Below are 23,729 nucleotides of genomic sequence, written 5' to 3' on the forward strand. Positions count from 1 at the left end.
GCGGCTCGTCTAGGGTGCTGATATGCGCTATGACCTGGTCGTCTTCGACAACGACGGTGTCCTGGTGGACAGCGAGCCCTTGTCCAACCGGATGCTCGCCGCCTATCTGACCGAGCTGGGGCACACCACTACCTACGAGGACTCGTTGCGGGACTACATGGGGTCCGCCATGCACCGCATTCACGACCTGGTGCTGGAGCGCACCGGGCGGCGGTTGCCGGCCGACTTCGACGACACCTTCCACGCCCGGGTCTTCGCCGCGTTCGAGCGGGAGCTGCGGCCGGTGCCGGGGGTGGTGGACGTACTGGAGAAGCTGACCGCCGACGGGGTGCCGTACTGCGTGGCGTCCTCGGGGAGCCATGAGCGCATCCGGGTGGGGCACCGGGCCACCGGGCTGGACCGGTGGTTCGGCGAGGGCATCGTCTTCAGCGCGGAGGACGTGGGACGGGGGAAGCCGGCCCCGGACCTCTTCCTGTACGCGGCCGAGCGCATGGGGGTGGCCCCGGAGCGGTGTGCGGTGGTGGAGGACAGCCCGCTCGGCGTCCAGGCCGCGCACGCCGCCGGGATGGATGTGTTCGCGTTCACGGCGATGACCCCGGCGGAGCGACTGCCGGGCGCGGAGGGCTACTTCGGGGACATGGGGGAGCTGGGGAAGCTGCTGCGGGGCTGACCCTGCCCGCAGGCTCCCCGGTACGGGGTGGGGCGGCCTACGCTGTGCCGCCATGGACACGACGGTGTTGCGGCGCGGGCGGGGCGCGTTGGGGCTGGCGTTCTGGGTGCAGGGGGTGGCGTTCGCGCTGCTGGTGACCCGTATCCCCGCCGTACAGCAGCGGTATGGGATCTCGGACGGGCTGCTGCCGGTCTTCCTCGCCGCGGTGCCGGTGCTGGCGGGGGTGGGGAGCGTGGCCGCCGGGTGGGCGGTGGAGCGGCGGGCGGCGGAGCCGGGGGCGGTGCTGCGGTGGTCGCAGCCGGTGGTGCTGCTCGCGCTGGCCGGTGTGGCGGTGGGGGACCGGCTCTGGCAGGCGGCGGTCGCGCTCGGGGTGTTCGGGCTGGCGGTGGGCGCGCTGGACGCGTCCATGAACATGCTCGGCGTCGGCCTCCAGCGGGCGTACGGGCGCTCCATCATGCTCGGCTTCCACGCGGCGTACAGCCTGGGCGGGATCGTGGGGGCCTCGCTGGCGTACTGGGCGGCCCGGGAGGGTGTGTCGCTGGGGGGCTCGTATCTGCCGGTGGTGGGAGTGCTGCTGCCGACCGCGCTGGTGGGGAGCCGGTGGTATGTGCGGGACGGGGGGACGGAGACGAGGGAGGAAAAAGGCGGCGGGGGGCGGTCGGGGCGGGTGCTGCTGCCGCTGTGCCTGGTGATGGCCGTCGCGTACATCGGGGACTCGACCGTGTCGAACTGGAGCGCCGCGTATCTGCACGATGTGCTGGGGGGCTCGGAGGCGTTGGCGACCGTGCCGTACAACGCCTATATGGTGACGACCCTGTTGGGGCGGGGTGTGGGGGACTGGGCGGTGCGGGGGCTGGGGGCCGTGGCGGTGGTGCGGGGCGGGGCGGTGCTGGCCGCACTCGGGTTCGCGGTGGTGGCCGGGGCTCCGGGGCCGTGGACGGGAGTGGCCGGATTCACGGTGCTGGGCCTGGGGCTGAGCGTGCTGGTGCCGCAGGTGTTCGCGGCGGCCCGGGGGGACGCGGAGGTGGCCCGGGTGAACGTCTTCAACTACGTCGGCTTCCTGGTGGGGGCGCCGCTGGTGGGCGCGCTGGGGGAGGTGTGGAGCCACCGGGGGGCGATGCTGGTGCCGATGGTGCTGGTGCTGGCGGCGGCAGGGTACGCCCGCGCGTTCGGCGCGGCGGGTGACCGATACGGTGGCGGTCATGAGCGGCCGCGCACTGTTGATGTGGGATGACGCAGTAACCGGGTACGACTTCGGGCCGAGCCACCCGATGGACCCGGTCCGGCTCGCACTGACCATGGGGTTGGTGCGGGCGTACGAGCTGGACCGGAAGGTGGACGTGGTGGCCGCGAAGCCGGCCGGGGAGTCCACCCTGCGGCTGGTGCACCGGGCCGACTACGTGGCGGCGGTGCGGGCGGCCTCGGCCGATCCGGGCTCGGCGGACCAGGACTACGGGCTGGGCACGCTGGACGATCCGGCGTTCGCCGGGATGCACGAGGCCTCGGCGCTGATCGCCGGGCAGTCGGTGGGCGCGGCCGAGGCGGTGTGGCGGGGCGAGGCGGCGCACGCGGTGAACTTCGCGGGCGGGCTGCACCACGCCATGCCCGGCTCGGCGGCCGGTTTCTGCGTCTACAACGACGCCTCGCTGGCGATCGCCCGGCTGCTGGAGCTGGGCGCGGAGCGGGTGGCGTACGTGGATGTGGACGTGCATCACGGGGACGGGGTGCAGGCGGCGTTCTGGGAGGACCCCCGGGTGCTGACCGTCTCGCTGCACGAGCATCCGCGGACTCTGTTCCCGGGCACCGGCTGGCCGGAGGAGACCGGCGCGGCGGGGGCGGCCGAGGGCGGCGCGGTGAACGTGGCGCTGCCGCCGGGCACCGGGGACGAGGGCTGGGTGCGGGCGTTCCACGCGGTGGTGCCGGAGCTGCTGGCGGACTTCCGCCCCCAGGTGCTGGTCACCCAGCACGGGGCGGACACCCACTTCGAGGACCCGCTGGCGCATCTGGCGGTGTCGCTGGACGCCCAGCGGGCCGTGCAGAGCGCCTGCCACGAGCTGGCGCACGCGTACGCGGACGGGCGCTGGGTGGCGCTGGGCGGCGGCGGTTACGCGGTGGTGGACGTCGTACCGCGCTCCTGGACCCATCTGGTGGGCATCGCGGCGCACGCCGAGGTGGCGCCGGAGTCGGTGATCCCGTCCTCCTGGCGGGACGAGGTGTACGCGCGGACCCGGCAGTTGGGGCCGGGGCGGATGACGGACGGGCGGTGGCCCGTTCAGTGGCGGCCCTGGGAGGACGGCTACGACCCGGCGGACCGGCTGGACCAGGCGGTGCTGGCCGCCCGCCGGGCGGCGTTCCCGCTGCGGGGCCTGCTGCCCTGAGCCGGTGCCGCGGGTGCTCCGGGGCGTCGCCCGACCGGGGGGTGCGCGGGCCGTTCCCGGGACCCGGCGGCCCGGGTCGCGGGAGCATCGGCGGGTGCTGACCACCGAGGAGTTGCGGGCGCGGCTGCTGGCGGACGGGCTGGCCGGGCGGGTGTCCGCCACCCGGGCCGGATGCCTGCGCAGCTACCGGCTGTTCGCGGACCGGGACCCCCGGGTGACGCTGGGGCTGGTGCCGGCCGGGCGGTGGGACCGGGGGGACGTGCTGCGGCTGATGGCCGAGCGGTGCGGGGTGTCGGCCGACCCGGCGTACCGGGAGGGGCCGGAGACCATCGACCCGGAGCGTACGCTCGCCGCGCTGGAGGCGTTCGCGGTACGGCTGCGGCAGGCGGTCGAGCGTAGGGAGGCGGTGCTGTTCGGCACCGGACACCCGCACCGGTTGCTCCCTTTCTACGGCGAGCTCGCAGACGCTTTGTCGGCGGCGGGCTGTCCCGTCCTCACCCCCGCGCAGGGGAGATGTGTCGACATAACGACCCGGTTCGGCGTACGCACGCACACGCTCGACTACGTACGGGGGGTCGCGCTGGTAAGGGTCGCGGGCGAGGAGCGGACGCGGGGCGCACCCGGGGCGCACAGCCACTCGCCGCTGCCGGTGCGGGCCGTGCTGGAAGCGGCGGCGGACGCCGGGGGCCGGCTGCCGGAGCTGGTCGTGGGGGACCACGGCTGGGTCTGCGGGGCTGGTCAGCTGGGCATTGCCGCGATCGGGCTGGCCGACGCGGACGATCCGGCCGTCTTCGTGGCGGAGGCCGAGGGGCGGGTGGCGGTCGCGGTGCCGCTCGACGACGGCATGCCGACCGCCGCGTACCGGCCGCCGGCCCGCCGCGTACTCCAACACGCGGGTCTCGCACGGTAAACGGACGATGGCTGCTCCTCTTCCCCACTCGTATCACCCGCCCCTAATCTGGTGAGTGAGCGCACCGCGACGAAGAGTCACCGGAAGGGGAAGCCGGTGGGCGGCGCGGGCGGAAGGTGCAGGTGGGTCATGGCTGCTGCTGGTGAGAGGCCTCTCAACGAGGTCAAGTTCCTGACCGTGGCGGAGGTCGCCTCGGTGATGCGTGTGTCGAAGATGACCGTGTACCGCTTGGTGCACAGCGGTCATCTGCCGGCGATCCGGGTGGGCAGGTCCTTCCGGGTCCCGGAGCAGGCGGTGCACGAGTACCTCCGCGACTCCTTCGTGGGGGTGGAGAGCGCGTAGCCGCCGTGGTCCCGCGGCCCCTCGGATGACGGGCGGGCCGGGGTCCCGCGGCCCCTCGGATTACGAGCGTGACGCTCGGGCGGGTACGCTAGGCCGACGTAGGTCGTGTGGGCCCAGACGCCCCGCACCGAGTAAGAGAAGTGAGCGAGGGTAGTCGTGGGCTCTGTTATCAAGAAGCGGCGCAAGCGGATGGCCAAGAAGAAGCACCGCAAGCTGCTCAAGCGCACCCGTGTGCAGCGTCGCAACAAGAAGTAAGCGTCGCGCGCGCGTCATCGCGGCCCTTCCACCCGAGCGGTGGGAGGGCCGCGCTGCTGTTTCCGGCCCCCGCCTCCGCCAGCGGAGTGCGGCGGTCGTCACAGGCGGCCGGTCACCCGCTACGGTGGCGGCTGGGGCGAGGACCGAGCGGAAGGCGCTGATCGTGGGGAAGGCCGTACTCGTCACGGGCGTGGCCCGGCAGCTCGGCGGCCGGTTCGTCCACCGCGTCCAGCGCGACCCGGACGTGGACCGGGTCATCGCGGTGGACGCCGAGGCCCCCGGACACGACCTGGGTGAGGCGCTGTTCGTCCGCGCCGACATCCGGCAGCCGACGATAGGGCGGCTGCTCGCCGAGTACGACGTGGACACCGTGGTCCATCTGGACGTCACCGGCACCCCGCTGGGCGCCGGCGGCCGCACCGCGGTCAAGGAGACCAACGTCATCGGCACCATGCAGCTGCTCGGTGCCTGCCAGAAGTCGCCCTCGGTGCAGCGGCTGGTGGTGAAGTCCACCACCAGCGTCTACGGCTCCGCCCCGCGCGACCCGGCGGTCTTCACCGAGGCCACCCCGCCGAAGTCGCTGCCCGGCGGCGGCTTCGCCAAGGACGCCGCCGAGGTCGAGGGCTATGTCCGGGGCTTCGCCCGGCGGCGGCCCGACGTCGCGGTCTGCGTCCTGCGGTTCGCCAACATCCTGGGGCCCGCCGCGGACACCCCGTTCGCCGAGTACCTCTCCCTGCCGGTGCTGCCGACGGTGTTCGGCTACGACCCCCGGCTCCAGTTCGTCCACGAGGACGATGTGATCGACGTGCTGCGGATCGCCTCCCGCGAGCCGCGCCGGGCCACCCTCAACAGCGGCACCTTCAACATCGCCGGGGACGGGGTGCTCACCCTCTCGCAGTGCTCCCGGCGGCTGGGGCGGCCCACGATGCCGGTGCTGCTGCCCGCGGTCCGCTGGGTCGGCAGCGCCCTGCGCACCGTCGGTGCCACGGACTTCTCCACCGAGCAGATCCGGCTGCTGACGCACGGTCGGGTGGTCAGTACGGTGCAGATGCGGGAGACGCTCGGGTTCGAACCCGCGTACACGACCGTGGAGGCCTTCGCGGACTTCGCGCGCAGCCGGGGCCGGGGGCTGCTGCCGCCGACCGTCCTGGGCCGGGCGGTCGACCGGATCGCCGACCGGGTCGCGCAGCCGGGGCCGGGACGGGGAGCGGGCGGCACGGGGGCCACGACCACGCACAGCGGCGGATGAGGGAGCGCGATTCACGATGGCGGACGCCAAGGTCATTCCGTTCGACGAGGACCGGCCGCGCCCCGGCGGGCAGCGCTCGGCGCGGCGCCGCGGCGGTCCGGGGCCCGGGCGGCGGCCCGCCGGGGAGCCGGCGGAGCACCCCGCGCCGGTCAGCGCGCTGCCCGGCGCGGAGGTCGGCGACCCCGGTGCCGACTCCGGTGCCGCGTCCGAGCCGCCCGCCGTCGCGGGGGAGTGGGAGCGCCGGATCGCGGGCGGGCTGGCCTTTCTGCGGCGGCGGATCACCGGCGAGTACGAGGTGGACGAGTTCGGCTACGACGAGGAGCTGACCGACCAGGTCCTGATGTCGCTGCTGCGGCCGCTGTACGACAGGTACTTCCGGGTCGAGGTGAAGGACATCGAGAACATCCCGGCCGAGGGCGGGGCGCTGGTGGTGGCCAACCACTCCGGCACCCTGCCCCTGGACGGGCTGATGCTCCAGGTCGCGGTGCACGACAACCATCCGGCCGGGCGCCATCTTCGGCTGCTCGCGGCGGACCTGGTGTTCATGCTGCCGGTCGTCAACGAGCTGGCCCGCAAGGCCGGGCACACCCTGGCCTGCGCGGAGGACGCGGAGCGGCTGCTGCAGCGCGGTGAGGTCGTCGGGGTGATGCCGGAGGGCTTCAAGGGCATCGGCAAGCCCTTCGGGGAGCGGTACAAGCTCCAGCGCTTCGGCCGGGGCGGGTTCGTCTCGACGGCGCTGCGCGCGGGGGTGCCGATCGTGCCGTGCTCGATCGTCGGGGCGGAGGAGATCTACCCGATGGTCGGCAACGCCCGTACCCTGGCGCGGCTGCTGGGCTTCCCGTACTTCCCGCTCACCCCGACCTTCCCCTGGCTCGGCCCGCTGGGCCTGCTGCCGCTGCCGACGAAGTGGACGATCCAGTTCGGGGAGCCGATCCCCACGGACGGGTTCTCGCCGGAGGCGGCGGAGGATCCGATGCTGATGTTCAACCTGACCGACCAGGTGCGCGAGCAGATCCAGCACACCCTGTACAAGCTGCTGGTGCAGCGGCGGTCGGTCTTCTTCTGAGCCGGCCGCCGTCTCGGCAATGGCGAGGCCCCCTTCCGTGACCGGGAAGGGGGCCTCGCCGTGCTCTGCGCGTCGCCGGGGGCTAGCGCTCCTCGTCCTGCTCGAAGCCCAGGCCGGGGATGATCCCGGGCAGCAGCGGGGGGATGGTGATGTCCGGGGCCGGGTCGGGGGTGTCCCGGCCGCCGGTGCCACCGCCGCCGTCTCCGCCGCTGCCGGAGGGTGGCGGGGTGTCCCGGTCGGGCTGGAGGATGCCGCCGGGGGCGTTGCCGAGCAGGCCGTCGTCCTCGGTGGGGCGGGAGCCGGTGGGGCCGGGCTTGCCGGGAGAGCTCGGGGAACTTCCGGTGGGCCGGGCCTCCGGGGCGGTCGGGGACTGCTCGTCCGGGCGCTCGGTGCTGCCGGGGGCGTCCTGGGTGGCGCCGCTCGGCGGGCGGCTGGAGGTGCGGCCGCCGGTGCCGCCGCGCTGCGGGGGCTGGGGGAGCTTGGCCTGGAGCGGCTGGACGTCCTCGTCCATGGCGGCGAAGACATCGCTGACCTGGTTGCCCACGTCGGTGAGCTGGACCGGGAGCCGGTCGCGCAGGCCGTTCCAGGTGTCGCGGTGGCTGCGGGTGAAGGAGCTGAGCGTGGCCATCGGGGCGATGGCGCCGTCCCGCTCGTAGGCAAGGCGGAGCAGCCGGTGGCCCTCGGCGGCGTCGTGCTGCATACCGCTGAGGGCCCGTCTGATCTCGCCCAGGGACTCGTGGTCCAGGGCGCCGGCGCGGTCCCGCTCCAGCAGGCGTCTGGCCTCGCTGAGCCGGGTGGAGGCCTGGTCGAGGTAGATCTCACCGCGGTCGGCGTCGCCGTCCGCCATGCCGAGCTTGAGGTCCTCCATGCCGCGCTTCAGCCCGTACAGCGAGTCACCGGGGAGGGCGTCGGAGCTGGCAGCGGCCACTCCGCTGAACGCCCCGGCCGCCACACCGACGGTGAGCCCGCCGGCGGCCAGGCCCTTGGACCAGCGGGAGCGGGGGCGCAACCTCCGCAGCCCGGTGGCGCGATGGGCGCCCCGCCCGCCGCGGGCCCGCTGCGGGGGCACCGTAGGGCCCGCGGACGCGCCGCCCTCGGCGAACATGGCCTCCATGGCGGCGACCAGCTGTGCTCGCTGCACCACCTTCACTTCCGGGTCCAGCTCCGGCTTCGGCAGCTCGCCGAGTCCGCTCGCCAGGGCCAGCAGCCGACCCTGCCCGGCCGACTCGGCGGACGGCTCGGCGGTCGGTTCGGCCGGGGTCCCGGACGGCGTGGCCGACTGCTCTTCCAGGGCCTGGGCGAAGGCGTTCGCCCGCCGGTGCGCCGATACGTTCGCGATCACTGGCGGCACCTCCTCTCGTCATGACGGTCGACTCCCCGGGGGGTCCGGAGGGTTGCACACCTTGAGTCCGTCCACACGAACGAGTGAGGAGCGGCGCTCAGGGGGCGACCATAGGGAGCCTGCATCCCGCTCAACGAGCGTCGCGGCACTTGGGTTACGCACGGAAGATGATCCGACCAGCGCGTCATCGAGGCGTCACCGAGGGTGAGTTGGGGACGGGACCGGGTGTACGGCCCCGTCAGCGGGCGTCTTCGGGCAGCAGCCGGGCCAGGGTGCGCACGGCGCGGTACTGCAGGGTCTTGATCGCGCCCTCGTTCTTGCCCATCACCCGGGCGGTCTCGGCGACCGACAGGCCCTGGAGGAACCGGAGCGTCACGCACTCCTGCTGCTGCGGGTTGAGCTTGCGCACCGCCTCCAGCAGGGCGGCGTTGGAGAGCGACTCCAGCACCGAGTCCTCGGGGCTGCGCTCCACCTCGTTGGCGTCCAGCATCTCGCCGGTGGTCACTTCCAGTCGGAACCTGCTCGACTTGAAGTGGTCCGCGACCAGGTTGCGCGCGATGGTGACCAGCCAGGCGCCGAAGTCACGGCCCTGCCAGGTGAAGGTGGAGATCCGGCGCAGCGCGCGCAGAAAGGTCTCGCTGGTGAGGTCCTCGGCGGTCGCCTTGCCGCCGACGCGGTAGTAGATGTACCGGTACACGGTGTCGCTGTACTGGTCGTAGAGGCGTCCGAAGGCGTCGGCCTCGCCGGCCTGGGCGCGCTCCACCAGGTCCATCATCCGGGCGCTGTCGCTGTCCGCGGTGGGCCGGCGGGCGGTGGCCTGGGCGCCCGCACCACCGCGCCCGGCGCGTCTGGCCACGGCGGGACCACCGTCGGCGAGCGCGTAGCAGGGGCCGGCGAGCGCGGGTGCGGCGAGGGCCGGGACGGCGTACGCGGTGGGGACGAGTCCGCGCAGGTGGCCGAGGACCGTCGCGCGGAGCGTAGCCAGGCCCGAGGCGTCAACCCCGACGTGTGGGTACACGGGACTCCCAGTGGCAGAGCTTCCATCACGTGCAGTACGCCAACCATTCACCCGTCGTAGCGACGCGCTGGGTTGCCGTATGCGTTTGAGGAGAATAACGCTTAGTGCAGGGAGCGCTACACCGAGTTGCGCAAATCATTGATTCAGTCGTCTTTGTGGCGTCTTCGCGACGGAATCGTTCACACTTGCCGATCGCTTGTTGATCGGATGGTGGCAAATTCTGGCCGAGTCGGCGATCTGTTGTGCCCGAGTGGCCGGGGTGTGTCTGGCCGCGGCGGTACGGGGGTAGGAAGGTGGTTTGGGGTGCGGCGGGGTGCCTCCGCATGCCCCGGCCAGGCCGGTGGGGGCTCTCGCGAGGTCTCAGCGGCGGCGGCGGTGCAGGGCGACCGCGGCGGCGGTCCCGCCGGCCAGGGCGCCGACGCCCGCGGCGGCCGGGATGCCGACCTTGGCGGCCTTGCGGCCGGTGCGGTAGTCGCGCAGCCGCCACTCCAGGGAGCGCGCGTGCTTGCGCAGCTTGGTGTCCGGGTTGATCGCGTAGGGGTGGCCGACCAGCGAGAGCATCGGGATGTCGTTGTGCGAGTCGCTGTAGGCGGCGCAGCGGTCCAGGTCCAGGCCCTCGGCGCCGGCCAGCGCCCGTACCGCCTCGGCCTTGGCGGGGCCGTGCAGCGGCTCGCCGACCAGCTTGCCGGTGTAGACGCCGTCCACCGACTCGGCGACGGTGCCCAGCGCCCCGGTCAGCCCGAGCCGGCGGGCGATGATGGTGGCCGTCTCCACCGGGGCGGCGGTGACCAGCCACACCTTCTGCCCGGCGTCCAGATGGGCCTGGGCCAGCGCGCGGGTGCCGGGCCAGATGCGGTCGGCCAGGTACTCGTCGTAGATCTCCTCGCCGATGCTCATCAGCTCGGAGACCCGGTGCCCCTTGACGATGGACAGCGCGCTGTCGCGGGCGTCCTGCATGTGCTCGGGGTCCTCGACGCCGGCCAGCCGGAACCAGGCCTGCTGCCAGGCGAACCGGGCCAGCTCGCGGCGCTGGAAGAAGTTCCGCTTGTACAGCCCGCGCCCGAAGTGGAAGATCGCGGCGCCCTGCATCACGGTGTTGTCGAGGTCGAAGAAGGCGGCGGCCCGGACGTCGCCCTGGACCGGGAAGACCGGTTCGACAGGCAGGCCGGGGAGGTCGGTGCCCCGCTCCTGCGTCTCCAGTGCGGCGGAGGTCTTGCGGGCGGCCTCGGCCGACGCCTCGCCCGCCAGCACGCTCCGCGCCGTGGCGGGGCGCCGGTGTCGCGTGAGCCATCCCAGTGCGGCCATGCCGTGAGCATAGCCACTGTGTTCGGCCGTGCCCGACTTGTGGGGATGCCATGGTGTGAACAGCGGGCGGCGGGCGGGTGGCGGAGATCGTCCCGGGGAGGGCGGCCGGGGCGGGAGAATGGGCGCATGTTCGGACGGGCGGGTAAGGCGAGTAAGAAGAAGGACGGGGCGGCGGCCGGGCCCCGGACGGTGACCCTGATCGGGAAGCCGGGCTGCCATCTGTGCGAGGAGGCGCGCACGGTGGTGGCGGCGGTGTGCGAGGAGGCCGGCGCGGTGTGGGAGGAGAAGGACATCACCCGCGACGAGGAGCTGCACCGGGCCTACTGGGAGCAGATCCCGGTGGTGCTGGTCGACGGTGAGCAGCACACCTTCTGGAAGGTCGACCCGGAGCGGCTGCGCCGGGCGCTGGCGTCCTGAGGGCGTCCCGAGCCATCGCCGGGCTTCGCCGCCGTGCCCGGTGGCCGTGGGCCCTCCGCGGGCCGGTGGCCGTGGCCGGAAATCGACGTCCGGGGGCGTCCGGGGCGGCGGTGGCGCGGGGCGTGCTCCGGTGTGCAAAGGGACGCTCACGGGGCGGCGATGACCGGGAAAGGCTGGTACCATGGGTACGTTTTGTTGCGGTTCGGGGGCGCGGTACCAAGGAGTGTGTACGGCTTTGCCCCCTTCGGCTCCCCAACGGGCCGCCTCGGACGACGGTTCCGGGATGGCGCGATCGGTGTGCGTGAGCCCGGTCACTTTGCGCGGACAAATCGGACACCATCTTTGTGCACGCGTTCACAAAGACATAGCCTGCTGTCGACGGGGCGGTCCTTGGACACACGGCCGCCCACAGCCCAGCTCATCCCGCAGGAGCACCGTGGCAACTGGCCGAACTCACCGACCGGCGACCCGCAGCCGAGGCATCCCCGAGGCCACCGTCGCCAGGCTCCCGCTGTACCTGCGGGCGCTGACCGCGCTGTCGGAGCGCTCCGTGCCGACGGTCTCCTCCGAGGAGCTCGCCGCGGCGGCGGGGGTCAACTCCGCCAAGCTGCGCAAGGACTTCAGCTACCTCGGTTCGTACGGGACGCGCGGGGTGGGTTACGACGTCGAGTACCTCGTCTACCAGATCTCCCGCGAGCTCGGGCTCACCCAGGACTGGCCGATCGTCATGGTCGGCATCGGAAACCTGGGCGCCGCCCTCGCCAACTACGGGGGCTTCGCCTCCCGCGGCTTCCGGGTCGCCGCGCTGATCGACGCCGACCCCGCGATGGTGGGCAAGCCGGTCGCCGGGATTGCCGTGCAGTTCATCGACGACCTTGAGCGGATCATCGACGAGAACGGCGTCTCCATCGGCGTCATCGCCACCCCCGCCGGGGCGGCCCAGCAGGTCTGCGACCGGCTGGTCGCGGCCGGGGTGACCTCCATCCTGAACTTCGCGCCCACCGTGCTGTCCGTCCCGGACGGCGTCGACGTGCGCAAGGTGGACCTCTCCATCGAGCTGCAGATCCTCGCCTTCCACGAGCAGCGCAAGGCCGGCGAGGAGAACGGCGCCCCGGCCCCGGCCGCCGCCGCCCCGGTGGCGCCCCCGGTCGCCGCCCGTACCGCCGCCGCCCCGGCGGCCCCGGCCGACGCGCCGGGCGACGGCCGGAACGGGCCTGACGGGGACATGCCCGCCGTGATGCCGGCATGAGCCTCCTCGTCGTCGGCCTCAGCCACCGCAGCGCTCCGGTGAGCGTGCTGGAGCGGGCCGCACTCGACCCCGACGCGCAGACCAAGCTGCTCCAGGACACCCTGGCCGCCGAGCCGGCCGCCGAGGGCGCCGTCCTCGCCACCTGCAACCGGATCGAGCTCTACGCCGACGTGGACAAGTTCCACGCCGGGGTCGCCGAGCTGTCCACGCTGCTCGCCCAGCACAGCGGCGTCGGCCTGGAGGAGCTCACCCCCTACCTCTACGTCCACTACGAGGACCGGGCCGTCCACCACCTGTTCTCGGTGGCCTGCGGACTGGACTCCATGGTGGTCGGCGAGGGCCAGATCCTCGGCCAGATCAAGGACGCGCTCGCCCGCGGCCAGGAGCTGCACACCGCCGGACGGCTGCTGAACGACCTGTTCCAGCAGGCGCTGCGGGTCGGCAAGCGGGCCCACAGCGAGACCGGCATCGACCGGGCCGGTCAGTCCCTGGTCACCTTCGGCCTGGAGCAGCTGGCGGCCGGGGCCGAGGTCGAGCGGTGGGCGCACGGCAAGCGCGCCCTGGTCATCGGCGCCGGCTCGATGTCCTCGCTGGCCGCCGCGACCCTCGCCCGGGCCGGCATCGCCGAGGTCGTCATCGCCAACCGCACCGCCGAGCGCGCCTCCCGGCTCGTACAGATCCTCACCGAGCCCGGGGGCACCGGTGTCGCCGCCCGCGCGGTCGCCATGGCCGACGCGCCCGCCGAGCTGACCCGCGCCGACGTCGTCGTCTCCTGTACCGGGGCGACCGGACTGGTCCTGAAGGCCGCCGACATCGAGGCCGCCGCCCAGGGCCGGGGACCGGGCGCCGCCCCGCTCGCGCTGCTGGACCTCGCCATGCCCCGCGACATCGACGCCGCCGCCCACCGGCTGCCCGGTGTGCGCCTGGTGGACATCGAGTCGCTGGCCGAGGCCGCCGCGGACGCCCCGATGGCCGCCGACGTCGACCGGGTGCGCGCCATCGTCGGCGCCGAGGTCGCCACCTTCGGCGCCGCCCAGCGCGCCGCCCACATCACGCCCACCGTCGTCGCGCTGCGCACCATGGCCGCCGACGTGGTCGCCTCCGAGATGGCCCGGCTGGAGGGCCGGTTGCCCGGCCTCGCCGACAAGGAGCGCGCCGAGATCACCCAGACCGTGCGCCGCGTCGTGGACAAGCTGCTCCACGCGCCGACGGTACGGGTCAAGCAGCTGGCCGGGGAGCCCGGCGGCGCCGGATACGCCGACGCGCTGCGCACACTCTTCGACCTCGACCCGGAGACGGTCGCCGCCGTCAGCCGGGCCGACGTGAACGACCCGAATCGAGGGTGAGAATGACCGACAGGGCATTGAGGCTGGGGACCAGGCGGAGCAAGCTCGCCATGGCCCAGTCCGGGCATGTCGCCGAGGCCGTGCGGCAGCTGACCGGCCGCCCCGTGGAGCTGGTGGAGATCACCACCTTCGGCGACACCTCCCGCGAGCACCTGGCGCAGATCGGCGGCACCGGTGTCTTCGTCACCGCGCTGCGGGACGCGCTGCTGGCCGGCGAGGTGGACTTCGCCGTCCACTCGCTGAAGGACCTGCCGACCGCGCAGCCCGAGGAACTGGCGTTGGCCGCCGTGCCGAGGCGCGAGGACCCGCGGGACGTGCTGGTCGCCCGGGACGGACTGGCCTTCGAGGAGCTGCCGGCCGGCGCCCGCGTCGGCACCGGCTCGCCGCGGCGGATGGCGCAGCTCAACGCGTACGCCCGCAGCCACGGCATGGAGATCAGCTGCGTGCCGATCCGCGGGAACATCGACACCCGTGTCGGCTACGTGCGCAACGGGGAACTGGACGCGGTCGTGCTGGCCGCGGCCGGGCTCAACCGGATCGGACGCGGCGGTGAGGTCAGCGACTTCCTCGCCGTCGACACCGTCCTGCCCGCCCCCGGCCAGGGGGCCCTGGCGGTCGAGTGCCCGGCGGCGAACGCCGAGCTCACCGCCGCGCTCGGCGCGCTCGACGACCCGCACACCCGGGCCGCCGTGACCGCCGAGCGGTCCCTGCTCGCCGCTCTGGAAGCCGGCTGCTCCGCCCCCGTGGGCGCGCTCGCCGACTTCCAGACCGACGGACAGGATGTTCATCAGATGCGCCTGCGCGGCGTCGTCGGTACCACCGACGGCTCGGCGCTGGTGCAGTTGTCCACCACCGGTCCCGTACCCGCGTCGCACCACGACGCCGTCGCCCTCGGCCGCGAACTCGCGGCCGAGATGCTGGCCAAGGGTGCGGCCGGTCTTATGGGGGAGCGAGCACTTTGAGCCCCACCACTGCATCCCAGGTTTCCTCGGCGTTCTCCGCGTGCGGGCACGTCACCTTCCTCGGCGCCGGACCCGGTGATCCCGGTCTGCTGACGCTGCGCGCCGTGGAGGCGCTGGCCGGCGCGGACGTGCTGATCGCCGAACCGGAGGTGCTCGACGTCGTCCGCGGCCATGCCCGCGCGGGCGTGAGCACGCCCGAGCTGACGGTCGTCGACGAGGCGTCAATGAGCGCCGGTGTCCCCGTGTTGAGGGATGCGGCCAATCTTGTCATGGAGGCCGCGCGGGGCGGCAAGCGGGTCGTCCGTGCGGTGAGCGGCGACCCGGGGCTCGACGGCGGTTCCGGCGCCGAGATGCTCGCCTGCGCCGCCGAGGGCATCCCCTTCGAGGTGGTGCCCGGGGTCGCGACCGCGGTCGGGGTGCCCGCCTACGCCGGGGTGCCGCTGCGCGACGCCGAGGGCGCCGATGTGCGCTTCGTCGACGCGGGCACCGCCAGTGACCGCTGCTGGGCCGAGGCCGGGGCCTCGGACTGCACGGTGGTCGTCTCCTCGGCGCTCGACTCGGTGGCCGCGGCCGCCGGCGAGCTGGTGTCGGCGGGCCGTAAGCCCGACACCCCGATGACGGTGACCATCGCCGGCACCACCACCCGCCAGCGCACCTGGTCGGCGACGCTGGGCTCGGTGGCCCAGGTGCTGAAGCAGGCCAAGGTGCTGCCCTCGCCGGAGGGCCACCGCCCGGTGATAGCCGTGGTCGGCGAGGCCGGCGCCGCCGCGCAGCGCGACCGGCTCGCCTGGTTCGAGTCCAAGCCGCTGTTCGGCTGGCAGGTCCTGGTGCCGCGCACCAAGGAGCAGGCCGCCTCGCTCTCCGACCAGCTGCGCTCCTACGGGGCGGTGCCCAGCGAGGTGCCGACCATCGCCGTGGAGCCGCCGCGCACCCCGCAGCAGATGGAGCGGGCGGTCAAGGGCCTGGTCACCGGCCGCTACGAGTGGATCGCCTTCACCTCGGTCAACGCGGTCAAGGCGGTGCGGGAGAAGTTCGAGGAGTACGGGCTGGACGCCCGCGCCTTCGCCGGGATCAAGGTCGCCGCGGTCGGCGAGCAGACCGCCAAGGCCCTGGTCGAGTTCGGAGTCAAGCCGGACCTGGTGCCCAGCGGCGAGCAGTCCGCGGCCGGGCTGCTGGAGGACTGGCCGCCCTACGACCCGGTCTTCGACCCGATCGACCGCGTCTTCCTGCCGCGCGCCGACATCGCCACCGAGACTCTGGTGGCCGGGCTGATCGAGCTGGGCTGGGAGGTGGACGACGTCACCGCCTACCGGACGGTGCGCGCCTCGCCGCCGCCGGCCGAGACCCGGGAGGCGATCAAGGGCGGCGGCTTCGACGCGGTGCTCTTCACCTCCTCGTCCACCGTGCGGAACCTGGTCGGCATCGCCGGCAAGCCGCACAACGTGACGGTGATCGCCTGCATCGGCCCGGCCACCGCGAAGACCGCGGAGGAGCACGGGCTGCGGGTGGACGTGCTCTCGCCCGAGCCGTCGGTGCACAAGCTGGCGGAGGCGCTGGCCGAGTTCGGCGAGCGCCGCCGGGCCGCCGCGCTGGAGGCCGGCGACCCGGTCACCCGCCCCAGCGAGCGCCGCGCGGGCGCCCGCCGGCGCCGGTCGACCACCTAGGCACGCGTGCGGAGGCCCGGCCGGGAGCGGTTGCTCCCGGCCGGGCCTCCGGCGTACCCGGCGGTGGATGGCGGCGGACGGGGCCGGGCCCTCGGCGGCCCGGGGTCGCGCCGGGCGGGCCTTCGGCGAGTGCGGGGCGTCCGGCCCCGGGGCGGACCGACGGGGTGTCGGCAATCGGGTGGTCCGGGCGGGCGTAGCGTGACGGGTATGACTTCGTACGGTTCCTTTCCCGGCACCCGGCCCCGGCGACTGCGGACGACCCCCGTGATGCGGCGGATGGTCGCGGAGACCCGGCTGAGCCCGGCCGATCTGATCCTGCCGGCCTTCGTCCGCGAGGGCATCGGCGAGCCGGTGCCCATCTCCGCCATGCCCGGGGTCGTCCAGCACACCCGGGACACCCTGCGGAAGGCCGCCGTGGAGGCGGTGTCCGCGGGCGTCTCCGGGATCATGCTGTTCGGCGTGCCGGAGGACGCCAAGAAGGACGCCGCCGGCACCGCCGGCACCGACCCCGAGGGCATCCTCCAGCAGGCCCTGCGCGATGTGCGCGCCGAGGTCGGCGACGACCTGGTGGTCATGTCCGACCTCTGCCTGGACGAGTACACCGACCACGGCCACTGCGGGGTGCTGGACGCCGAGGGCCGGGTGGACAACGACGCCACCCTGGAGCGGTACGCCGAGATGGCCCAGGTCCAGGCCGACGCCGGGGCCCATGTGGTGGGCCCCAGCGGGATGATGGACGGCCAGATCGGGGTCGTCCGCGACGCCCTGGACACCATCGGCAAGGAGGACGTGGCGATCCTCGCGTACACCGTGAAGTACTCCTCGGCCTTCTTCGGCCCGTTCCGGGAGGCGGTCGGCTCCTCGCTGCGCGGCGACCGCAAGACCTACCAGCAGGACCCGGCCAACGCCCGGGAGTCGCTGCGGGAACTGGCGCTGGACCTCGAAGAGGGCGCCGACATGGTGATGGTGAAGCCCGCCGGCCCCTACCTGGACATCCTGGCGAAGGTCGCCGAGGCGGTGGACGTGCCGGTGGCCGCGTACCAGATCAGCGGCGAGTACGCGATGGTGGAGGCGGCCGCCGAGAAGGGCTGGATCGACCGGGACGCCGCCATCCTGGAGACGCTCACCGGCATCCGCCGGGCCGGCGCCAAGATGATCCTCACCTACTGGGCCACCGAGGCCGCGCAGCGGCTGAACCGCGGCTGAGCGCCGTACTCCGTCCTCTCCTCCTCACTCCTCGGTGAGCAGCAGTTTGTCGGCCGGCCGGCCGGTCTCCAGGGCCCGGGCCATCAGGGCGTAGTAGGGCGTCAGCAGCTCGGAGCTCACCCGCTGCTCCTCGGCGGTGCGCAGCAGCACCGCCGTGCTCGCCACCTGCATGGCGAGGCTGGAGCCCTCGTCGTCCGGGGTGCCGCCGGACTCCTGCACCAGCCCGGCCATGGCGGTCAGCCAGGGACCGAGCAGCCCGGCGAAGGCCGCCGGGTCCAGGCCGTCCCGGCGGACCAGCGCGAACGCCTGGGCCGCGCCGGCGAACATCCCGTACATCCCGGTGATCAAGTAGTACCTCGAAGTGGGTGGTTACCCGCTGGTGAGGGTGCAGGTGGGGGGCGGGGCGTGCGCCGAACGGACGGGTTCCAGTGCGGGATCGACGCCGCGATGTACGTGGTCGGCGGCAAGTGGAAGGTGCTCGCGCTCTGGGTGCTGGAGGAGTACGGCTCCGTCCGGTTCGGTGAGCTGCGGCGCCAGTTGAAGGGCGTGAGCGAGAAGGTGCTCACCGCCCAGCTGCGGGAGATGGAAGCGGACGGGATCGTGCGGCGGACGGCGTACGACGAGGTGCCGCCGCGGGTGGAGTACGCGCTGACGCCGCGTGGTGCGCAGCTCAACGAGGCGCTGGCCCCGCTGGGCGAATGGGGCCGCCACCAGGTGCTGGGAGCGGCGCCGACCGGGGAGTAGCCGGGCGGGTGGGCAGAGTGCGGGAGCCGCCGGGGCGCGGGTCGTGGGAGGCGTGCGCCGGGGTGCATGCCATCGCAGGAAGGGACAACCGGGGTTTTCGGGGCGCGTATCCGGTCAAGCGGAGTGGGACGGACGCGACGCACGGAAGGAAGAACGACGATGGTGACCCTCGTACTGCTCATCCTGCCGCTGGTGGCGGCGGCCCTGCTCCTCCAGTTCCCGCAGGCCACCGCCAAGCACCGGTCGGTGGCTCTCCGGCTGCCCTCGCTGCGGACGCCCGAGGGCCGGCACGCCCGCGGCCAGTAGACCGTCGGCAAGGCCTCCCGGACGAACACGGGAGGAGCCTTGCCGACGTCGTGCGTTCAGAGCCGCTCGGGGGTGCGGATGCCGAGCAGCTCCATGCCCTGGTGGAGGGTGCGGCCGGTGAGCTCGCAGAGGAAGAGGCGGTTCTCCCTCTGCTCCGGGGTGTCCGCGCCGAGCACCGAGCACTGGGCGTAGAACGTCGTCAGATGCGAGGCGAGCTGGTAGAGGTACGCGGCCAGCTTGTGCGGCTCGTAGGACTCGGCCACCTCCGCCAGGACCTCCGCGAACTGGTCCAGGTGCAGACCGAGGGCGCGCTCGGCGGGGGCCAGGGGCAGCTCGGGGTGGGCCGCCGGGCGCGCGTCGCCCGCCTTGCGGAGGATGGACCGGATCCGGGCGTAGGCGTACTGGAGGTAGACGGAGGTGTCGCCGTTGAGCGAGACCATCTGGTCCAGGTCGAACTTGTAGTCCCGGGAGGCGGAGGTCGACAGGTCGGCGTACTTGATCGCGCCGATGCCGACCTGTGCCGCCCGCTCGGCGACCTCGTCCTCGCTGAGGTCCTCGTTCTTCTCCCGGACCACCGCGGCCGCCCGCTCCACGGCCTCGTCCAGCAGGTCCACCAGCCGGACCGTCTCGCCCTCACGGGTCTTGAACGGCTTGCCGTCCTTGCCGAGCACCGTGCCGAAGGCCAGCTGCACGGCGTGCGTCCGCTCGTTCAGCCAGCCGGCCCGGCGGGCGGTCTCGAAGACCATCTTGAAGTGCAACGACTGCCGGGCGTCCACCACGTACAGCAGGGTGTCCGCGCCCAGGTGGTGCACCCGGTCGCGGATCGCCGAGAGGTCGGTGGCCGCGTAGCCGTAGCCGCCGTTGGACTTGCGGACGATCAGCGGCACCGGGTTGCCGTCGGGGCCCTTGACGTCGTCGAAGAAGACGCAGAGCGCACCCTCGGAGCGGACGGCGACGCCGGTCTCCTCCAGGATGCGGCAGGTCTCCTCCAGCATGTCGTTGTACCCGGACTCGCCGACCACGTCCGGGTCGGCGATCTCCATGTCCAGCTTGTCGAACACCGAGTAGAAGTAGATCTTCGACTCGTCCACGAACCGCTGCCAGAGGGCGAGGGTCCGCTCGTCGCCGGACTGGAGCGCCACCACCCGGTCCCGGGAGCGGGCCTTGAACTCCTCGTCCGAGTCGAACAGCGCCCGGGAGGCCTTGTACAGCCGGTTGAGGTTGGACATCGCCTCCTCGCCGGAGACCTCCGCGCCGCTCTCGTGGTCCAGCTCGTGCGGGTGCTCGGTGAGGTACTGGATGAGCATGCCGAACTGGGTGCCCCAGTCGCCGATGTGGTGGCGCCGGACCACCTTCTCGCCGGTGAACTCCAGGATCCGCACCATCGCGTCGCCGATCACCGCCGAGCGGAGGTGGCCGACGTGCATCTCCTTGGCCACGTTCGGCTGGGCGTAGTCGATGACCGTGGTGCCCGGGGCGGGCGCCAGCGGCACCCCGAGCCGGTCGTCGGCGGCCCGGGCCGCCAGCGCCCGGACGATGGCCCGGTCGGTGAGGGTGATGTTGAGGAAGCCGGGGCCGGACACCTCGATGCCGTCGAAGAGGTCGTCGGCCTGATCGTCGGCGGAGATCGCGTCGGTGACCTTGGCGGCCAGCTCGCGCGGGTTGCCCTTGAGCTTCTTGGCCAGCGCCAGGATGCCGTTGGCCTGGAAGTCGGCCCGGTCGCTACGTCGCAGCAGGGGGTCGGCGGACCCGGCCTCCGGCAGGGTGGCCGTGAGGGCGTCCGCGAGGCGCTGCTGGACGGTCGAAGCGAGGGAGGGCACCGAGGCCATGGCTTCCGTTCCTGTCGTGGTCGTCGTCGTGGCGGCCGCCGATGTGCGGGGCCCGGGGGCCCCGGCGGCTGCGGCTGCCATTCTCCCATGCGGCGCAAACGCATTGTCTGGGACAATGGCCTCTCCCGGGGCGGGCGCCCCGTTCCGCGCCCCCGGGACCGACGACCAGCCAGCACCGAAGAGAAGCAAGGACGTGCCGATCGTGGCTCAGAGCAGCACCGAGACCGACTGGGTCTCCCGTTTCGCGGACGAGGTCATCGCCGAGTCGGAGCGACGTGCGCCTGGCAAACCGGTCGTCGTCGCCTCCGGGCTCTCCCCGTCCGGCCCGATCCACCTGGGCAACCTCCGCGAGGTGATGACCCCGCACCTGGTCGCCGACGAGATCCGCCGCCGGGGCCACGAGGTGCGCCACCTCATCTCCTGGGACGACTACGACCGGTACCGCAAGGTGCCGAACGGCGTCGCGGGCGTGGACGCGTCCTGGGCCGAGCACATCGGCAAGCCGCTGACCTCGGTGCCCGCCCCGGCCGGCTCCCCGCACCCCAACTGGTCGGAGCACTTCAAGTCCGCGATGACCGCCTCGCTGGCGGAGCTGGGCGTGGAGTTCGACGGGATCAGCCAGACCGCGCAGTACACCTCCGGCGCGTACCGCGAGCAGATCCTGCACGCCATGCGCCACCGCGGCGACATCGACGCGATCCTGGACCGGTACCGGACCAAGGACAAGGCCACCGGCCAGCCGAAGAAGCAGCAGGCCAAGCAGCAGCAGAAGCCGGTGGAGGAGGCGGAGCTGGAGGCCGCCGAGGGCTCCGGCGCGGCCGCCGAGGACGACGGCTCCGGCGGTGCGGGCGGCTACTACCCGTACAAGCCGTACTGCGGCGGCTGCGGCAAGGACCTCACCACCGTCACCGCGTACGACGACGAGACCACCGAGCTGACGTACTCCTGCGTCTGCGGCTTCACCGAGACGGTCAAGCTCAGCGAGTTCGACCGGGGCAAGCTGGTGTGGAAGGTCGACTGGCCGATGCGCTGGGCGTACGAGGGCGTGATCTTCGAGCCCAGCGGGGTGGACCACTCCTCGCCCGGCTCGTCCTTCGTGGTCGGCGGGCAGATCGTCCGCGAGATCTTCGACGGGGTGCAGCCCATCGGCCCGATGTACGCCTTCGTGGGCATCTCCGGCATGGCCAAGATGTCCTCCTCGCGGGGCGGGGTGCCCACCCCGGGCGACGCCCTGAAGATCATGGAGGCGCCGCTGCTGCGCTGGCTCTACGCCCGCCGCCGGCCGAACCAGTCGTTCAAGATCGCCTTCGACCAGGAGATCCAGCGGCTGTACGACGAGTGGGACAAGCTGGAGTCCAAGGTGGCCGACGGCTCGGTGCTGCCGGCCGACGCGGCCGCGCACTCCCGCGCGGTGCACACCGCGGGCGGCGAGCTGCCGCGTACGCCGCGCCCGCTGCCGTACCGCACCCTCGCCTCGGTCGCCGACATCACCGGCGGCCAGGAGGAGCAGACCCTGCGCATCCTCAGCGAGCTGGACCCGTCCGACCCGCTGACCTCGCTGGACGCGGTCCGGCCCCGGCTGGACCGGGCGGAGAGCTGGATCTCCACCCAGGTCCCCGCCGACCAGCGGACGGTGGTGCGCACCGAGCCGGACACCGAGCTGCTGGGCTCGCTGGACGAGCAGGGGCGCGAGTCGCTGCGGCTGCTGGTGGAGGGCCTGGACAGCCACTGGTCGCTGGATGGGCTGACCACCCTGGTCTACGGGGTGCCCAAGGTGATGGCCGGGCTCGACCCCGAGGCCAAGCCGACGCCGGAGCTGAAGGTCGCCCAGCGCACCTTCTTCGCCCTGCTCTACCGGCTGCTGGTCGGCCGGGACACCGGCCCCCGGCTGCCCACCCTGCTGCTCGCGGTCGGCGCCGACCGGGTCCGGACGCTGCTGGCGACCGCCGCCTGACCGGTACGGACACAGGCCTGGGCCCCGCCGATCGCCGGCGGCGGGGCCCAGGGCGTGTTCGGGTGCGCTCAGGCGGGCTGGTCGGCGGCCAGGTCCTGCTGGTAGCGCTTCTCGAAGCCGGGCAGCAGCCGGTTCAGCAGCGTGGTGCCCTGCGGGTGCCGGATGCTGAGCCGGCTGGCCAGGTAGTCGCCGAAGACCTGGGCGTTGGGCTGGGCGTCGTCGTACTGCTCCTTGAACTCCTTGTACGCCTCGTAGGCGGCCCGCCCGAACGCCTCGGTGTCCAGCACGACCTCCGGCACTGCCTCCTCGGCCGCCGCCTCGCCGTACTCCGGGTCGTACGCCCCCTGGTACGCGGGCTGGGGCTCACGCGGGGCGCTGAACCACGGGCTGGAGTAGTCGACGGCGTCGGTGGCGTCGGCGTCCTGCGGAGCTTGGGGCCCGTGAGGCCCGTGAGGCCCGTACGGCGGCTGAGGCGCGTGCTGGGGCTGGGGGCCGTACGGCTGCTCCGGTCCGTACGGCTGCTCCGGTACGTCCTGGGGCTGGGGTCCGTACGGCTGCTGCTCGTCGGGCCGCTGCCCGTGCTGCTCCTGCGGGGCCGCCTCGGGCCGTACCGCCTCGGCCGCCTCGGTCGGCGAGGGCCGCGGGGGCTCCTGCTCCGGGTCCACCTCCGGGTGCTGCTGCGGCTGTTCCCGGTCCCGTTCCCCGCCCCGGTGCTCGACCTGGTCGGCGGCCTCGGGCAGCGCGGGGGCGCCGGTGGTGAGGGGAAGGGGCTCGGCGGCCGTCTCCTGGGGGCTCGGCGGCAGCAGGGCCGGCTCGATGCCGGCCGCGGCGAGTCCGGCGGGGCCGGTCTCCGCGAGCGGGACGCCGTACCGGGCGAGCCGCAGCGGCATCAGCGACTCCACCGGGGCCTTGCGGCGCCAGGCGCGGCCGTAGCGGGCCTGCAACCGGGCCTGGTAGATCAGCCGGTCCTGCTCCAGCTTGATGACCTGCTCGTACGAGCGCAGCTCCCACAGCTTCATCCGCCGCCACAGCCGGAAGGTCGGCACCGGGGAGAGCAGCCAGCGGGTGAGCCGTACGCCCTCCATGTGCTTGTCCGCGGTGATGTCGGCGATCCGCCCGACGGCGTGCCGAGCGGCCTCCACCGCGACCACGAACAGGACCGGGATCACCGCGTGCATGCCGACGCCGAGCGGGTCCGGCCAGGAGGCGGCGCCGTTGAAGGCGATCGTGGCGATGGTCAGCAGCCACGCCGTCTGCCGCAGCAGCGGGAACGGGATCCGCAGCCAGGTCAGCAGCAGGTCCAGCGCCAGCAGCACGCAGATGCCGGCGTCGATGCCGATGGGGAAGACCAGCGAGAAGTCGCCGAAGCCCTTGCGTTCGGCGAGCTCGCGCACCGCCGCGTACGAGCCGGCGAAACCGATCCCGGCGATGATCACCGCACCGGCGATGACCAGGCCGATCAGCACCCGGTGTGTACGTGTCAACTGCATCGCGGCCACCCGCGATCCCCTCCCTGT

General features: G+C 73.3%; 23 protein-coding genes. 17 read left to right on the top strand and 6 right to left on the bottom strand.

Features of this window, described 5'->3' with window-relative positions; genetic code table 11:
- The first annotated feature begins 22 nt into the window (after positions 1 to 22).
- From M1O15_RS27815 to M1O15_RS27850, 8 genes are all read left to right on the top strand, one after another.
- Positions 23 to 670: an HAD family hydrolase gene (locus M1O15_RS27815; RefSeq protein ID WP_248636964.1), complete on the top strand. Its 648-nt coding sequence runs from the start codon at positions 23 to 25 to the stop codon at positions 668 to 670.
- A gap of 52 nt (positions 671 to 722) precedes the next feature.
- Positions 723 to 1,904: an MFS transporter gene (locus M1O15_RS27820; protein WP_248636965.1), complete on the top strand. Its 1,182-nt coding sequence runs from the start codon at positions 723 to 725 to the stop codon at positions 1,902 to 1,904.
- Positions 1,873 to 3,048 carry an acetoin utilization protein AcuC gene (locus M1O15_RS27825; protein ID WP_248636966.1) on the top strand — a complete coding sequence of 392 codons (1,176 nt, stop codon included), beginning with the start codon at positions 1,873 to 1,875 and terminating at the stop codon, positions 3,046 to 3,048. Before M1O15_RS27820 ends, M1O15_RS27825 begins: the two co-directional genes overlap by 32 nt.
- A gap of 94 nt (positions 3,049 to 3,142) precedes the next feature.
- Positions 3,143 to 3,958: a phosphatase gene (locus tag M1O15_RS27830; protein ID WP_248636967.1), complete on the top strand. Its 816-nt coding sequence runs from the start codon at positions 3,143 to 3,145 to the stop codon at positions 3,956 to 3,958.
- A gap of 129 nt (positions 3,959 to 4,087) precedes the next feature.
- Positions 4,088 to 4,300: a helix-turn-helix domain-containing protein gene (locus tag M1O15_RS27835; protein WP_105870973.1), complete on the top strand. Its 213-nt coding sequence runs from the start codon at positions 4,088 to 4,090 to the stop codon at positions 4,298 to 4,300.
- Between the two features lie 156 nt (positions 4,301 to 4,456).
- On the top strand, positions 4,457 to 4,555 hold the full coding sequence (locus M1O15_RS27840; RefSeq protein ID WP_003948845.1) for a 30S ribosomal protein bS22: 99 nt from the start codon (positions 4,457 to 4,459) through the stop codon (positions 4,553 to 4,555).
- 163 nt (positions 4,556 to 4,718) lie between these two features.
- Positions 4,719 to 5,804 carry an NAD-dependent epimerase/dehydratase family protein gene (locus tag M1O15_RS27845; protein WP_248636968.1) on the top strand — a complete coding sequence of 362 codons (1,086 nt, stop codon included), beginning with the start codon at positions 4,719 to 4,721 and terminating at the stop codon, positions 5,802 to 5,804.
- Positions 5,805 to 5,820: 16 nt separating this feature from the next.
- Positions 5,821 to 6,870, top strand: coding sequence for a lysophospholipid acyltransferase family protein (locus M1O15_RS27850; RefSeq protein WP_248636969.1), 1,050 nt, complete (start codon positions 5,821 to 5,823; stop codon positions 6,868 to 6,870).
- Between the two features lie 82 nt (positions 6,871 to 6,952).
- Here the strand turns inward: M1O15_RS27850 and M1O15_RS27855 are convergent, their stop codons facing one another.
- The 3 genes from M1O15_RS27855 to M1O15_RS27865 all read right to left on the bottom strand — a co-directional run bounded on the left by M1O15_RS27855 (position 6,953) and on the right by M1O15_RS27865 (position 10,535).
- Complete coding sequence (locus tag M1O15_RS27855; protein WP_248636970.1) at positions 6,953 to 8,212, bottom strand: DUF5667 domain-containing protein; 1,260 nt, start codon at positions 8,210 to 8,212, stop codon at positions 6,953 to 6,955.
- 238 nt (positions 8,213 to 8,450) lie between these two features.
- Positions 8,451 to 9,230 (bottom strand): ECF subfamily RNA polymerase sigma factor, BldN family, encoded by a 780-nt coding sequence (locus M1O15_RS27860; protein ID WP_248636971.1) that lies wholly within the window; start codon positions 9,228 to 9,230, stop codon positions 8,451 to 8,453.
- A 360-nt stretch (positions 9,231 to 9,590) separates the two neighbouring features.
- Positions 9,591 to 10,535, bottom strand: a complete 945-nt coding sequence (locus M1O15_RS27865; RefSeq protein WP_248636972.1) for an HAD family hydrolase — start codon at positions 10,533 to 10,535, stop codon at positions 9,591 to 9,593.
- A gap of 126 nt (positions 10,536 to 10,661) precedes the next feature.
- On the opposite strand from M1O15_RS27865, the gene M1O15_RS27870 reads away from it, so the two are divergent.
- From M1O15_RS27870 to hemB, 6 genes are all read left to right on the top strand, one after another.
- Positions 10,662 to 10,952: a glutaredoxin family protein gene (locus M1O15_RS27870; RefSeq protein WP_248636973.1), complete on the top strand. Its 291-nt coding sequence runs from the start codon at positions 10,662 to 10,664 to the stop codon at positions 10,950 to 10,952.
- A 436-nt stretch (positions 10,953 to 11,388) separates the two neighbouring features.
- Positions 11,389 to 12,201 carry a redox-sensing transcriptional repressor Rex gene (locus tag M1O15_RS27875; RefSeq protein ID WP_248636974.1) on the top strand — a complete coding sequence of 271 codons (813 nt, stop codon included), beginning with the start codon at positions 11,389 to 11,391 and terminating at the stop codon, positions 12,199 to 12,201.
- On the top strand, positions 12,198 to 13,547 hold the full coding sequence (locus tag M1O15_RS27880; RefSeq protein ID WP_248636975.1) for a glutamyl-tRNA reductase: 1,350 nt from the start codon (positions 12,198 to 12,200) through the stop codon (positions 13,545 to 13,547). Before M1O15_RS27875 ends, M1O15_RS27880 begins: the two co-directional genes overlap by 4 nt.
- A 2-nt stretch (positions 13,548 to 13,549) precedes the next feature.
- The gene (hemC, locus tag M1O15_RS27885; RefSeq protein ID WP_248636976.1) at positions 13,550 to 14,509 is read left to right on the top strand and encodes a hydroxymethylbilane synthase; all 960 of its coding nucleotides are present in this window, start codon (positions 13,550 to 13,552) and stop codon (positions 14,507 to 14,509) included.
- On the top strand, positions 14,506 to 16,173 hold the full coding sequence (locus tag M1O15_RS27890; protein WP_248636977.1) for a bifunctional uroporphyrinogen-III C-methyltransferase/uroporphyrinogen-III synthase: 1,668 nt from the start codon (positions 14,506 to 14,508) through the stop codon (positions 16,171 to 16,173). Before hemC ends, M1O15_RS27890 begins: the two co-directional genes overlap by 4 nt.
- Before the next feature lie 207 nt (positions 16,174 to 16,380).
- Positions 16,381 to 17,379: a porphobilinogen synthase gene (hemB, locus tag M1O15_RS27895; protein WP_248636978.1), complete on the top strand. Its 999-nt coding sequence runs from the start codon at positions 16,381 to 16,383 to the stop codon at positions 17,377 to 17,379.
- Positions 17,380 to 17,403: 24 nt separating this feature from the next.
- On the opposite strand, the gene M1O15_RS27900 is transcribed toward hemB, so the two are convergent.
- Complete coding sequence (locus tag M1O15_RS27900) at positions 17,404 to 17,727, bottom strand: imine reductase family protein (protein ID WP_248636979.1); 324 nt, start codon at positions 17,725 to 17,727, stop codon at positions 17,404 to 17,406.
- A gap of 99 nt (positions 17,728 to 17,826) precedes the next feature.
- Here M1O15_RS27900 and M1O15_RS27905 point away from each other — a divergent pair, with 99 nt between their 5' ends.
- The gene (locus tag M1O15_RS27905; RefSeq protein ID WP_248637013.1) at positions 17,827 to 18,123 is read left to right on the top strand and encodes a winged helix-turn-helix transcriptional regulator; all 297 of its coding nucleotides are present in this window, start codon (positions 17,827 to 17,829) and stop codon (positions 18,121 to 18,123) included.
- Positions 18,124 to 18,282: 159 nt separating this feature from the next.
- Positions 18,283 to 18,429 carry a hypothetical protein gene (locus M1O15_RS27910; RefSeq protein WP_248636980.1) on the top strand — a complete coding sequence of 49 codons (147 nt, stop codon included), beginning with the start codon at positions 18,283 to 18,285 and terminating at the stop codon, positions 18,427 to 18,429.
- Positions 18,430 to 18,485: 56 nt separating this feature from the next.
- Here M1O15_RS27910 and argS read toward each other — a convergent pair whose 3' ends face one another.
- A complete protein-coding gene (argS, locus tag M1O15_RS27915; RefSeq protein WP_248636981.1) occupies positions 18,486 to 20,258 on the bottom strand; it encodes an arginine--tRNA ligase in 1,773 nt (590 codons plus the stop codon).
- A 193-nt stretch (positions 20,259 to 20,451) separates the two neighbouring features.
- Between argS and lysS the strand changes: the two genes are divergently transcribed.
- Positions 20,452 to 22,212 carry a lysine--tRNA ligase gene (gene lysS, locus M1O15_RS27920; RefSeq protein WP_248636982.1) on the top strand — a complete coding sequence of 587 codons (1,761 nt, stop codon included), beginning with the start codon at positions 20,452 to 20,454 and terminating at the stop codon, positions 22,210 to 22,212.
- Positions 22,213 to 22,280: 68 nt separating this feature from the next.
- Here lysS and M1O15_RS27925 read toward each other — a convergent pair whose 3' ends face one another.
- On the bottom strand, positions 22,281 to 23,711 hold the full coding sequence (locus M1O15_RS27925; protein ID WP_248636983.1) for a DUF2637 domain-containing protein: 1,431 nt from the start codon (positions 23,709 to 23,711) through the stop codon (positions 22,281 to 22,283).
- Positions 23,712 to 23,729: the final 18 nt, after the last annotated feature.

This window comes from Streptomyces lichenis (assembly GCF_023218175.1).
In the GTDB taxonomy this organism is placed as follows: domain Bacteria; phylum Actinomycetota; class Actinomycetes; order Streptomycetales; family Streptomycetaceae; genus Streptomyces; species Streptomyces lichenis.